The organism is Bacillus sp. FSL H8-0492 (assembly GCF_038006145.1).
Classification (GTDB): domain Bacteria; phylum Bacillota; class Bacilli; order Bacillales; family Bacillaceae_G; genus Bacillus_A; species Bacillus_A mycoides.
Genome location: NZ_JBBOUP010000001.1, coordinates 2,353,809 through 2,366,959, shown reverse-complemented (window position 1 = coordinate 2,366,959; position 13,151 = coordinate 2,353,809). Strand labels below are relative to the sequence as shown.

Genomic DNA, 13,151 nt, shown 5'->3' with positions numbered 1-13,151 from the left:
GAAATAGCCCATCACAAATGATGAGCTATTTATTTTATTCATTCTCTAAATAACAATAAAACCTCTCTACCCCCAGATATTTCTCTCCCAAGCTTTCAATCTTAAAGTTACATTTCTTGTAAAATCCGACTGCCTCTGTATCTGTCTCAGCCTCAATATATGTTAACTCATATTCCCTAATTATTTCTTTGATCATTTGAAGTGCAATTCCTTGATTACGATATTTTTCACCAACAGCTATGTGACACATTCTCGCTCTATTTGTATGAATTAGCACTATACCTATGCAACCCTTATTCCCATATTTATATAGCACTGCCTGATCATTTTTATACATTGAAACTGCTTTAAATAAGCTTGCTTCACTCGGACCGGTCGCATGCTTTAATACTTTTTTAATGGGATCTATTTCTAAATACTCAACACGTTGTAACATCCTATATCCATCCTTTCTCATGAAAAAAGATTAGCTCTTTATTGAAAAAGAGCTAATCTCATTACGCCGTTATTTTCTCCTCTTTTTTCACAACTACAGCTACATAACTATGAAGTATCATTCCGACAATTACAAGACTCATTCCAACCCACGATAAAGAAGACGGAATTGGAGCCGATAACCAGATCAGTTCTCCTACTAATGCAAATAAAACTTCACCAGACTGTGTCGCCTCGACTGTTGCTAATTTTTGCGGATCATCTTTTACAAGATCTGTCGCAAAGAAGAATAATACCGTTGCGATTAACCCTGAACTAACTGCTACAATAAAACATTGGAAAACTTGACTACTTGACGGTAGTCCGCCTGTTGATACTTCATAACCAGATAGCAAAAACCAAAATGGTAAACTTGCTAATGTCATACCGAGAACTCGTTGGAAGACATCTAATTCGCCCTTACATACTTGCATCATTTTTCTATTTCCAAGTGGATATGCAAACGCAGCAATGAGTACAGGAACCACACATAAAATGGTTTCACGAATCCCTAAAGAAGAAGCGTGTTCTACTTGCATAAGAACAACACCGAATAAAATAATGCCTGACATTACTAATTCTTTCATTGGAAGTTTTTTATGTAATGGGTCTACCGCAAAAAATGGTGTTAACAAAATCCCTGCAACTATTGTAATTTGCCAAGTCGAAGCGACAAGCCACCCCGGTCCAAACGCACCCGCGAAACTAAGCGGTGCATAAAAGAGACCAAACCCTACAATACTCCATAACAACCACTCTTTCGGATTGTTTTTCATATATTGCAAGAGTTGTTTTAAATTCCCCCTATACATGACAATAAGTAATAGCATTGGAACCATAAAGTAATACCGTAGTGATGCACTCCAAATCCAACTCCCGCCCCCTAAGTCCATCGACCGGTTTAACACAAAGGTAAAGGCAAAGAAAAACGATGCCAATATCCCTACTGCAATAGCTTTCATTATAAAACCCCTTATATAGTTTTTTTTTCTACTATATAACAAAATGAATATAATTAAAATTCGCAATTCTTATTATATATGTATTCTTTAAAGAAACAACACCATATTTTCATCATCACTATACACACCATTCACCTTTATAGCTCTTTTTTCAATTCCATACGTTTTAAAGCCCATTGATTCATACAATTTTTTTGCTGGTTCGTTTGTAGATACAACACCTAATGTCAATTGCTCTAGTTTTATATCTCGCGCTCTTTGAATGGCATTTGTTATTAACTCACGTGCCAATCCGTTCCGCCTGTTTTGTGCATCTACATACATCGCAACGATATGACCTTTATGTTTATACGCCTCTCTCTCTTCTGTTAGTAAAGTGACAACTCCAACTAAATGATTTTCTTCATTAAATGCACCAAATGTACAACTAGTAGTAGCTGTTAAATTACTTTCCACTCGCTTAATAGGATTTTCCTGGCGAATCGCCTCTTCATAAGTTGTTACAAATGCCTCTGGATTTACTTGTAAAGCTTGTAAACGTAAGTCCCAATATTTTTCCGCATCTTCTTTCGTAAGTAATCGAATCATTTTCCCCATCCCCTTTTAGTTTACATAACATTTTTATAGACTATTAAATAAAGATTGATATTCTTCTTTTAACATACTATAACGATAACGATGAATGAACTTCCCTTTACCCCAATATTCTTTATTTCCAATTGCAATCCCTAGTTCAGCATTTTTATTTGTATTATCAAAGTTTTTTAGGTCTACCCATCCAATGTGTATACCTTCCTTTGTAGCGATAGCTCGTTGTTCATAACCATTCGCTCGACTTATGCATGTTTCAATCCACCTTCTCGTATCGCCACGAGTGAACGGTGGATATTGATCTGGTACAACTAAATGTTTTGTTACTTCTGTATCTAATGACCATTGATATCGATCTTCTACATCTTCTTGTGTCAATTCTCTTAATTGAATGAATGGTACATTCATTTTGCTATCCCCTTTTCATTTCCCGATAGAAAACCCTTCGAACACTCTTCCTCCATACTGATCTAGCGTTTTTTCTATAAAACTAATTAATTCATTTTTATCTTCTGTTTTATAAAAATGATCAAAAGCCGCTACAAAATGTTCTGCATATCGCTCGTCATACCTTCTTAACACTCTAATAAACCATTTTGAATTTCCAAGCCACTGACCATTTACCCTTAAAACATATTCATGTACTAAATCAGCTAATAAATTGGCGATGAACAATTCTTCTTCTCTCTTTGTTGCACCAATGAAATCATCCAAGGTATCCGTAATAAAATAGCGTTTCTGCTTCATCGTTTCTTCTGACCATTTTTTTGGTCCTTTATTTAATAAATCATTCGCTTCTCTTTTAAGTGTCTCTACAATTTCATCTTTTCCTTTTAGCACAATCCCTTCTGAAACTAATTGAGGTAATGAAGGTCTCCCGCGCTCACAATCACTTTTAAAAAAGGTTTTATACGTTTCAAAATTATGTACGAATACTTCAACAGGCCAGCCATCACTATAGAAGGATTCTCTATAACAAGATGACAAACTTTGGTCGAATATTACAATATCAAGGTCAGATGTTTTCGTAGCCTCTCCTCTAGCAACACTTCCCCCTAGTAAAGCAACATCACAATTCGAAAATTGTGATGTAATTATGCTTTGTGCCGCTTCCATTGGTTTCATAACCGTTCCCCTTTTCTTATTTCACTTTCTTTTTTTCAGCTCTTTCTCTCGCTTTTTTTATATACGGTTCTGCGTCTGGTGTTTTGCATGACGTTGCACCATGATCAACTTCTACTTTTCCAATTTCACGTGCAATTTCAATTGCTTGTTGCTCTAAAGCTTCATTTCGAATCCCTATCGCGATTAAAGCACTATTCATCGCTTCTTTTTTTCTATTTTTTTCATTATGTATATTTGCTTTAATTTCTTCTAGATACGGAGTGAAGAATTCATCATGTAACGTTTTATTTTTAATCGCTATATTTGCTAATAAAGACCAACCTGCTCTTCCAATCCATTCATCATCAGACTTCGTCCATTCTTCCATTCTTTCTATCGCGATTGGTGACGTACATATAGCTGTCATAAGAACGTCCATTAAACAATAGTAATCAACATCCTGAACCCATCTATTTAGTTGTTCTGACGTTAGTTTCTTCGGATCTAAAATCATCGTTGCTAAAGTCATTGCATCCATATTTTTTGTTTCCCATAATGAAATTGCTAAATCATGATCTTTTTTTATCTTCTTTTTTAACAATTTTAAATTTGCAAAACTAACTCCAAATAACGGCTCTTTCGCTCCGTGGTTTTTATACGTCTTACGAGTTTGTTCTGTCCCATACTCTTCTAGTTGCTGCATTACTTCTTCAAGTAACATATGCCCACCTCTTTTATGTTTTATGTTCACTTCATATATGTATGTACGATATATTCTACATTATTTTTTGGTTTTCCTATATTTATTTTTTAAATACGGTATGTGAAATTTTTATTGATTTTCTTTAAAACAACAAACATCCTCTTCCTTATTTTTCACACGGTTGTTCATTCACACTCTGTATACAATACTCCACAAGCGCATTCAACGGATTTATTATGTTCCTTCCTATTATATTTTCTACCCTTGTAGTAGCGTCTACCATAGATAATTGTGCAACTGAAAGCATTTCGCTTCTATCTTTCATAATTTCATATAAATATTTTTCTAATTTAACATCATGCTCTTCTTTACGCCCTTGCATAATTAACTCAAATATCCCTTCTATCACTTCTACTTTTACTTGTATGGATTTATTATTCTGCTGAGCGTATAGTCTTAAACGTTCCATCGTTCCTGAAACAGTACGGTTATTTGTAAATAGTATTGTCTGTGGCTCTTCAACCTGACAAATCATTTCAAAGAATGGCTCATCAATTTTCAATATAGGTATGTCTATTTTGAAATTCTCATCTAATAACGTGATATAATCTGTACAAGTTATTAAAAGTGTATCAACATCACTTTCAGCTATATACTTTATAATATCTTTTAAATTATTTCGTGCTTGTTCTCGTTCTATTTTTAGTCTGTGTGATAAGATTGGATCTACAAAATGGAGTATTTCTATTTCAAAAAATTGCAACGCTCGGTCAATGTATTCAATATTTGAATGATGAGCATGTAAACAAGCTAATTTTTTCATACTTATCCTCCCTTTCTAAAATAAAAAACGTGAATGAACCATTTTACATGCAGTTTCATACATTCAATTCTTGTTTCATTTTTTCAAACCTGCAAAACAGTGAAATCTTACATACTTTTTAACAAACTTTTTTGCGCTTGTAAAAAAGTTTTTTTGCATTTCCCCCTCTAAAATTGCTAATATAGTAGAGTAGAACTTTTATAGAGAGTAGGAAAATTATGCACAATGGAATTCGGATGACAACTTTAGTGAAAAGGGCTCTGTTGATTTGCGTCGGGGTATTATTTACATACGAAGCTGCTTACGGATCAACACATATCGCTCTAGCAAGTACAGAGGATGAAGCGAAATCTGTTCAACTTGTAAGTGAAATTCAAACGTCCCTTGCTCCGAAAGAAGCTCCAAAGCACTATAACGGGCAAGTTAGAAAAGTCGCTTACTTAACATTTGACGATGGTCCTGGAAAATACACAGCTGAGCTTTTAGATATGTTAAAAAGTGAAAATGCAAAAGCAACATTTTTCCTAATTGGTTCAAACGTGAAAGCTTTCCCTGATCTTGTAAAACGTGAAAATACTGAAGGCCACTACGTTGGGATGCACAGTATGACTCATAACTACAAGAAGCTTTACACAGAAGGTCATTACGTTGATGAAATGAAAGAAGACCAAGGCTTAATCGCTGGCGTTCTAGGAAAATCACCAGTATTAACTCGTCCAGCTTACGGCTCAATGCCAGGATTAAATGAAGCCCTTCGCAACAAAGTTGTAGAAAATGGTTTAAAAGTTTGGGACTGGACAATTGATTCATTAGACTGGAAATACAACAAAATGCCAGTAGACGCTGCATCTGCTAAAATCGTAGAAAACGTTCTACATGGTGCTACAAACCCAACAGAAGTTATTCTAATGCACGATATTCATCCACAATCAGTTAAAGCAGTACCTGGAATTATTAAAGGGCTGAAAGAAAGAGGATATGAATTAGAAGCCTATAATGAGAACGAACACTTCCCATTAAACTTCTGGCATGATAATCGTATGTAATAAAAAGACTTGATTCCCTCTTGTAGGTTATCAAGTCTTTTTTTATCGTTTTGGGAATTTCCTTTGTTGCTCTTCAATAGAACGAATAATATTCTCCCTATCCTCTTGAGTTATACCGATAGAAAATTCGTATTCTTCTTCCTTACACCATGTGGGGTTAAGTTCCAGCGATAAGCGAATAACAATGTTAAACTCGCCTGCTTTTCCCCCCATAAATTCAAACGCTAAATTTGGTTCTATGAAATCTAGTTCGTTATATGTAGGGTTTGGTAAAGATTCAAACCATTTTATCATGTACTGTAAATCGTATGTTTGTAAAAAAGGATCCATCGTTTCAAAAACTTTATTTTCTTCTGATAGTTTCGCTTTTACTCTTAACCAATTTCTATCACACTCGTCTTTTGCATCTGCATATTGGTAATTTACAACCTCTAAATGTAATGATATTTTTTCATTTTGAAAATTCATGCATATCCCCCTTCTATCTCTGGATCTTTTGTTTTATAAATTTTTATTAATCCCGATACTTTAAATTATACTAGGTTATTTTAATCTTTTTTTAATACGGATAAATTGTTTGCATTTATTACCCTTTATACATAAAATAAATTTGATTTGCGATATAATCTGAACTAAAGTGAAGTCCATTCCTTATCCACCACATGATAATACCTACCAATGAAGCTGTTTTAATATCAACCGCAACATAATCATCAGGCAAATCCTTTTTCGTATTCTCTCTTCTCGTTTCTATTAACTCTTTTAAAAATAAAAATAGTTGCTCCTCAAATTGATTCATTTTAAATAATATAAATAAATAATTTCGATGGATATATAAATAATCAAGTAATTGTGTTAGCTTTTGTTTTTCTGATAAATCTTTTGCATGTATTAAATCAGCTATTTTATTTGAAAGTTCATTTGAAATCTCATTCGTGATTTGGTCTAGTAAATCTTGAATATCTTGATAATGTAAGTAAAAGGTTGTTCGGTTTAATCCTGCTTTTGTTGCGACTTTCTGAACCGTTAAACTTGAAATACTAGGATTCTCACACAGGAGAGAAAAAACAGCATTTTTAAACATTTCTCTTGAACGAACTGTACGAGGATCTTCTTTTTTAGGTGCAGACATTTTGAAACTCCTTTATAGATTTTCTCTTTACTTACTCGACAGTGCATACCTTCAGTGCCGAGTAGTGAACATTTTCAACAAAACTGTTCATGGTCAAAGAAAATTTATTTTGTTACCATTAATTTTATCGACACAATGTCGATAAATCAAGACAACAATGAAGGAGTTTACCAATGCAAAAGGAAATATCAGAAAGAAATAAAAAAATTATATTAATTGTGCTCATTTCCGGTTATTTTTTATCAACATTAAATCAGACGCTATTAAATGTAGCGATGAGTAATTTAATGGAAGTATTTGATGTTACAGCTGCAACCGTACAATGGCTATCAACAGGCTTTATGCTCATAAATGGCGTTCTAGTGCCAATTACTGCATTTTTAATGAAACGTTTTACAACAAGGCAACTGTTTATTTGCTCGATGCTCTCTTTGTTTATCGGGACTGTTCTTTGTGCATGCGCCATGAATTTTGGCATTTTGTTAACAGGAAGAATGATTCAAGCAGTTGGAGCAGGAATTATTATGCCACTAATGATGACAGTTATTTTATATTTATACCCTAGTGAAAAACGTGGAAGTATTATGGGAACCATCGGTTTCGCCATAATTTTTGCGCCAGCCATCGCTCCAACATTATCTGGCTTTATTATTGAATATGTATCATGGAGATGGTTATTTATTGGATTCGCTCCATTTGTATTAATCGTTATTATTCTCGCGCTAAAATATTTAATGAATGTTGCTGAGACAACAAAAGCAAAATTAGATATCGTAAGTGTCATTTTATCAACGATTGGCTTTGGTTGTATTATATTTGGATTTAGTAGTGCAGGAAGTAAAGGATGGGATCATCCAGTTGTTATTACTACAATTATCATCGGAATAATTGTTACAACCCTATTCTGTTTACGTCAAATAAAGTCTAGCGATCCACTATTAAATTTATCCGTATTTAAGTATAAAATTTTCACTCTTACATCAGTCATTAACGTACTCATTACGATGATTATGTATGCTGATTTAATTCTTTTACCGATTTACTTGCAAAACGGACGAGGTTTTACTGCTTTTGAATCAGGTTTACTTCTATTACCTGGAGCTGTAATTAATGCATTCTTATCACCTATCACGGGTAAAATGTTTGATAAATATGGGGCAAAACCACTCTTTATTATAGGTTTAATATGTATCATTATATCGATGTGGGGTGTAATTGATTTGACCGAATCCACCACTTATATGTATTTAATGGTTCGTACCATTATTCTACGCATTGGACTAAGTTTCATTTCGATGCCTTTAAATACAGCAGGTTTAAACGCTTTACCAAGAGAACTGGGTTCACACGGTTCCGCAGTGAATAATACCGTACGTCAATTAGCAGGTGCTATAGGAACAGCAGTCATTATCACTGTGTATACAATTCAATCCACTTCACATACTTCACAGTTATCTAGTGAGAACGGAAGCATATCAACTATGCAAGTAACGAAATTAGCTTCTATCTTCAGCTCAAGTGATGCCTACGTATTTATGTTAGTCTTATCCTTTGTAGCTTTGATTATTGCATGTTTTATGCCTAAAAAAGTAGCACTCCAAAAATCCGAAAGTAAATCTTAAAACAAAAAATCCTACTCGTTTTCTATACGAGTAGGATTTTTTATTATTTATTTCGTTTCCCCGTCTTCAGTCGTCTTCACCTTCGTTTTATCTTTATCACGATTGTTATAGTTATATTTAGAAGGTTCTACCGGTGTAAATCCTTCTGGTGTGTAGAATCGTAATAAGTCACCGTTAACAACTTGGTCGGAGTATTTTAGTGATTTTTGAACCATTTGTTCATTTTGTTTTATTTCATCTGTAAATTCTACAGGTTTCCCAGTCGTTGTATCATAGTATTTGCCGTTAAGTGCAGTAACTGTTGGACTTACGTAGTTACCGTTACGGAACGGAACGACTTGTTTATGCTCTGGTGATAATAAATCTGATCCGAATTGGACATAATTTTTCGTATCTGTACCTAGTAAGTGTAATAAGGTTGGTAGAACGTCAATTTCTCCGCCGTATTGATGTTGTACGCCGCCTTCCATTCCAGGTACACGAATGATTAATGGTACACGTTGTAATTGAGCATTTTCAAATGAGTTCATTTCTTTACCCATTATTTGAGACATTGCTGCACTATGATTATCTGAAATACCGTAATGATCACCGTACATAACGATAATTGAGTTATCGTATAAACCAGATTGTTTCAAGTAATCAATGAATCCTTTTACAGATTCATCTAAATAGCGTGCTGTTTGGAAGTACGTATCTACTGATGAATCACCTGTTTTAGCTGGTTCAATCGTTGCTTCCGCTTTATCAATCGGATAAGGGAAATGGTTCGATAACGTAATGAACTTCGTATAGAACGGTTGTTTCAACGTTTGTAATAACGGAATTGATTCATTAAAGAACGGTTTATCTTTTAAGCCATAGTTTACTACATCTTTTTCATTCATATCGTAGTATGACGCATCAAAGAATTTATTAAAACCAAATGATTTATAAATTTCATCACGGTTCCAGAATGTTTTGTAGTTACCATGGAACACTGCTGATGTGTATCCTTGTTGTCCTAAAATAGCTGGTGCTGATTGATACGTGTTATGAGCTTTATTTGTAAAAACAGATCCTTGTGGTAATCCGAACATTGAGTTCTCTAACATGAACTCCGCATCAGATGTTTTACCCTGTCCTGTTTGATGGAAGAAGTTATCAAAGTATAACGTATTCGCATCTTTTGTAAATGAGTTTAAGAATGGTGTAACTTCTTGGCCATTTAGCTTGTAGTTTAGTAAAAAGTTTTGGAATGACTCTAAATGAATATAAATTACGTTCATTCCTTTTCCTTTACCGAAATACTCAGGATTTGGACTTGCATAAGTTGATGTAAGATAGTTTCTAACTTCTGTCATATTATCTCCATCCGCTAATGCTCGTTCTGTTGATGCTTTCGCACTTTGAATACCATCATAAATCGTAAAGTTGTACGCCCCTAAATATTTCACGATATAATTACGGTCAAATGTTCTTGTTAACAATTCAGGACGGTCAGATTCTGCCAGACCTAAGTTAACGCTAAATAATAAAATACCTGCTACAAATACTAGAGATAATTTATGCTTCGCAACACGGATTGGTTTAGGATTTACAAATTTCGTTGCGACTAAAACAATTAAAATGATTGTATCTAAGAAATATAGTGGATCATATAAGTGTAGCAATGCAAAAATACTACCACCTAAATCTCCAAAGTTATTCGATTGTGTTAATGTCGGGAACGTAATAAAGTCGCTGAAAAAGCGATAATATACTACGTTTGCGTATAAAAGTATAGACATTAGCAAATTAATAATAATTAACCAAATGTAAGCTCGTTTCCCTTTTGCGAATAATGCGAGCCCTAAAAATAGAACTGCTGAGCTTAACGGGTTGAAAAACAGTAAGAACTTTTGGATTGTGTTCGATATCCCTAAATTAAATTCTGTCACATATGCGGCATATGTTTTTAACCAAAGTAAAATAACAGCAAATACGAAAAATCCAAAATGATTACTTAATACTCGTTTACTCTTCAATAAAAATTGTTGCATCTCTCCACCTCTTTTGATCATCCAAGGCTTATTTTATATAAGTCTGTCTCTCTATTCAATTTTTCTTCTTCAAATAGATTTTATTTGTTTAACTATATGAAGAATATTAGTAATTATAATTTGTAGCTTTTATTTATTCAACTATTTCTTTTTAAACATTTTGACCTTGGTTTCTATTTAACAAAACACATTTGTAACATTTCCTGTTTTCTCCCAAGGCTCATCCACTAATTATGACTCCACAAACTATAATCCTTTATTTCCTCATTTGCAAACTAACCTATCTCCAATTTTGGTACATTCATGTAAATTACCCAATTTCATAAAATAAAAAATGTAGTTTGGGCAATTTGCTCAAACTACACTTTTTCGACTACCGTTTATCATCCTTTGTAGCTATCCCCTCTTCTTTTAACCAATTCTTTCAGTCCCATGAATATTACATTCCAACCATGATCAGAGCCATCCTGACACCCCTTTAAAGCTTTTTCAACATCATATTTTGTCCAATCTTCTTCATGAGCAACGATTATATTTTGTGAAAATATCATTTTAAATCCTTGTTGTTTCTCTTTTATTTCAACTGTGATTTTATCTAATAATTCACTAAACTGCGGCGTTTTTAATATAAATACTAATTTTTTTAGGACGATTCATTTCGATATATTCCCCAATTACTCCATAATCTTTTCCGCCACGATGATCAATAGTTTCCCAACTCCCTCCTACTTCAGGAGTATTTCCCGTTACTTTATCCGTCCCTTCCAATGTAAAAAACCATTTCTTCATCATTTCAGGGTTTATCCACGTTTCAAAAATTTCTTACCATCGCTAATGTTATTTTTGAATAATTATTCATTTTAATCCTCCCCCCCACTTTATATTAAAACGAATATTTGTTTACTTAAAAAACCCCCGCTCTCATAAAAGAAAGCGAGGGTTTTAATCATTTATTATTGACCTTTGTACATTGCATCAACTTGTTTTTGAAGTTCTTGACTTTCTAAGAACTCATCATACGTTGCTACCTTATCAACTACACCGTTTGGCGTTACTTCGATAATACGGTTTGCAATTGTTTGTACGAACTGATGGTCATGAGAAGTGAATAGTAATGTTCCTTTAAATGTGATTAAACCGTTGTTTAATGCTGTAATAGACTCAAGGTCTAAATGGTTCGTCGGATCATCAAGTGTTAATACGTTTGCACCGCTTAACATCATTTTAGATAACATACAACGAACTTTTTCTCCTCCAGATAAAACAGAAACATTTTTCTTTACTTCTTCACCAGAGAATAGCATACGGCCTAAGAAACCACGTAAGAAACTTTCTGACTCATCTTGTGGAGAGAACTGACGTAACCAATCAATTAAAGTGTAATCACTGTTCTCGAAGTACTCAGAGTTATCTCTTGGGAAATGAGCTTGAGATGTTGTTACACCCCATTTGAATGAACCGCTATCTGGCTCCATTTCACCCATAAGAATTTTAAATAATGTTGTCATCGCAATATCGTTACGTCCAATAAATGCAACTTTATCACCTTTATTTAAAGTGAAGTTCACATTATCTAATATTTTTTCGCCATCAATCGTTTTCGAAATACCTTCAACTGTTAATAGGTCATTTCCTACTTCACGTTCTGGTGTGAAACCAACGAACGGATAACGACGTGATGATGGTCTAATATCATCTAATGTAATTTTATCTAACAATTTTTTACGAGAAGTTGCCTGTTTCGCTTTAGATGCATTTGAGCTAAAGCGTGCAATAAAGTTTTGTAACTCTTTTACTTTTTCTTCTTTTTTCTTGTTAGAATCTTGCGTTAGTTTTAATGCTAATTGGCTTGATTCATACCAGAAGTCATAGTTACCAACGTATAATTGAATTTTACCGAAATCAAGGTCAGCCATGTGCGTACATACTTTATTTAAGAAGTGACGGTCATGGGATACAACGATAACTGTATTTTCAAAGTTCATTAAGAAGTTTTCTAACCATTGAATCGCTTTTAAGTCCAAATGGTTGGTAGGCTCATCTAGTAATAGAATGTCAGGTTGACCGAATAAAGCTTGAGCAAGTAATACTTTTACTTTCTCTGCCCCTGTTAATTCAGACATCTTTTTATCATGAATATCTTCACCAATACCTAATCCTTTTAGAAGGATTGCAGCTTCTGACTCAGCTTCCCAACCGTTTAGCTCAGCGAACTCACCTTCAAGTTCTGCAGCACGCATGCCATCTTCATCACTAAAGTCTTCTTTCATGTAAATTGCATTTTTCTCTTGCATTACTTTATAAAGACGTGTGTGACCCATCATTACTGTTTCTAGTGCAGGGAATTCTTCATATTCGAAGTGATTCTGTTTTAATACTGCTAGACGCTCACCTGGCGTAATATGTATGTCACCTGTTGATTGGTCAATTTCTCCAGATAAAATCTTTAGAAATGTTGATTTACCAGCACCGTTTGCTCCAATTAAACCGTAGCAATTACCTGGCGTGAATTTTATGTTAACATCTTCAAATAATTTGCGATCTGCGAAACGCAAACTAACGTTACTTACTGTAATCATTTGTGTCCTCCTACTAATACCGCTTATTTCAGCGTTTTCTCACCGATTGTCTTAAAAAATCGCATATTACGACTCAATTATTGTAGACTATAGC

15 protein-coding genes are annotated in these 13,151 nt (G+C 34.0%); 2 read left to right on the top strand and 13 right to left on the bottom strand.

The window, feature by feature from the left end; genetic code table 11:
• Positions 1 to 34 precede the first annotated feature (34 nt).
• From MHH66_RS12105 to MHH66_RS12075, 7 genes are all read right to left on the bottom strand, one after another.
• Positions 35 to 436 (bottom strand): GNAT family N-acetyltransferase, encoded by a 402-nt coding sequence (locus MHH66_RS12105; RefSeq protein ID WP_078184962.1) that lies wholly within the window; start codon positions 434 to 436, stop codon positions 35 to 37.
• A 61-nt stretch (positions 437 to 497) separates the two neighbouring features.
• Complete coding sequence (locus tag MHH66_RS12100; RefSeq protein WP_002065948.1) at positions 498 to 1,436, bottom strand: DMT family transporter; 939 nt, start codon at positions 1,434 to 1,436, stop codon at positions 498 to 500.
• Between the two features lie 87 nt (positions 1,437 to 1,523).
• Complete coding sequence (locus tag MHH66_RS12095; RefSeq protein WP_002032747.1) at positions 1,524 to 2,024, bottom strand: GNAT family N-acetyltransferase; 501 nt, start codon at positions 2,022 to 2,024, stop codon at positions 1,524 to 1,526.
• 33 nt (positions 2,025 to 2,057) lie between these two features.
• A complete protein-coding gene (locus tag MHH66_RS12090) occupies positions 2,058 to 2,435 on the bottom strand; it encodes a GNAT family N-acetyltransferase (RefSeq protein ID WP_078184961.1) in 378 nt (125 codons plus the stop codon).
• A 15-nt stretch (positions 2,436 to 2,450) separates the two neighbouring features.
• On the bottom strand, positions 2,451 to 3,152 hold the full coding sequence (locus MHH66_RS12085; RefSeq protein WP_078184960.1) for a nucleotidyltransferase domain-containing protein: 702 nt from the start codon (positions 3,150 to 3,152) through the stop codon (positions 2,451 to 2,453).
• 16 nt (positions 3,153 to 3,168) lie between these two features.
• Positions 3,169 to 3,852: a DNA alkylation repair protein gene (locus tag MHH66_RS12080; protein ID WP_063218664.1), complete on the bottom strand. Its 684-nt coding sequence runs from the start codon at positions 3,850 to 3,852 to the stop codon at positions 3,169 to 3,171.
• A gap of 148 nt (positions 3,853 to 4,000) precedes the next feature.
• Positions 4,001 to 4,657: a hypothetical protein gene (locus MHH66_RS12075; protein WP_063218665.1), complete on the bottom strand. Its 657-nt coding sequence runs from the start codon at positions 4,655 to 4,657 to the stop codon at positions 4,001 to 4,003.
• Positions 4,658 to 4,875: 218 nt separating this feature from the next.
• On the opposite strand from MHH66_RS12075, the gene MHH66_RS12070 reads away from it, so the two are divergent.
• Entirely contained in the window at positions 4,876 to 5,703 is an 828-nt protein-coding gene (locus MHH66_RS12070) for a peptidoglycan-N-acetylglucosamine deacetylase (protein WP_012261145.1), read from the top strand.
• 42 nt (positions 5,704 to 5,745) lie between these two features.
• Here MHH66_RS12070 and MHH66_RS12065 read toward each other — a convergent pair whose 3' ends face one another.
• Together MHH66_RS12065 and MHH66_RS12060 are read right to left on the bottom strand one after the other, a co-directional pair.
• Positions 5,746 to 6,171: a WapI family immunity protein gene (locus tag MHH66_RS12065; RefSeq protein ID WP_002032758.1), complete on the bottom strand. Its 426-nt coding sequence runs from the start codon at positions 6,169 to 6,171 to the stop codon at positions 5,746 to 5,748.
• Between the two features lie 118 nt (positions 6,172 to 6,289).
• Positions 6,290 to 6,835 carry a TetR/AcrR family transcriptional regulator gene (locus MHH66_RS12060; protein ID WP_078184959.1) on the bottom strand — a complete coding sequence of 182 codons (546 nt, stop codon included), beginning with the start codon at positions 6,833 to 6,835 and terminating at the stop codon, positions 6,290 to 6,292.
• Positions 6,836 to 7,008: 173 nt separating this feature from the next.
• Here MHH66_RS12060 and MHH66_RS12055 point away from each other — a divergent pair, with 173 nt between their 5' ends.
• Positions 7,009 to 8,457: a DHA2 family efflux MFS transporter permease subunit gene (locus MHH66_RS12055; protein WP_078184958.1), complete on the top strand. Its 1,449-nt coding sequence runs from the start codon at positions 7,009 to 7,011 to the stop codon at positions 8,455 to 8,457.
• A 47-nt stretch (positions 8,458 to 8,504) separates the two neighbouring features.
• Here MHH66_RS12055 and MHH66_RS12050 read toward each other — a convergent pair whose 3' ends face one another.
• The 4 genes from MHH66_RS12050 to MHH66_RS12035 all read right to left on the bottom strand — a co-directional run bounded on the left by MHH66_RS12050 (position 8,505) and on the right by MHH66_RS12035 (position 13,057).
• A complete protein-coding gene (locus tag MHH66_RS12050) occupies positions 8,505 to 10,478 on the bottom strand; it encodes an LTA synthase family protein (RefSeq protein ID WP_078184957.1) in 1,974 nt (657 codons plus the stop codon).
• A gap of 383 nt (positions 10,479 to 10,861) precedes the next feature.
• Entirely contained in the window at positions 10,862 to 11,029 is a 168-nt protein-coding gene (locus MHH66_RS12045) for a hypothetical protein (RefSeq protein WP_002032782.1), read from the bottom strand.
• Between the two features lie 55 nt (positions 11,030 to 11,084).
• Positions 11,085 to 11,270, bottom strand: coding sequence for a hypothetical protein (locus MHH66_RS12040; protein WP_063218667.1), 186 nt, complete (start codon positions 11,268 to 11,270; stop codon positions 11,085 to 11,087).
• A 161-nt stretch (positions 11,271 to 11,431) separates the two neighbouring features.
• Complete coding sequence (locus MHH66_RS12035) at positions 11,432 to 13,057, bottom strand: ABC-F family ATP-binding cassette domain-containing protein (RefSeq protein ID WP_002032778.1); 1,626 nt, start codon at positions 13,055 to 13,057, stop codon at positions 11,432 to 11,434.
• Between the last annotated feature and the right edge of the window lie 94 nt (positions 13,058 to 13,151).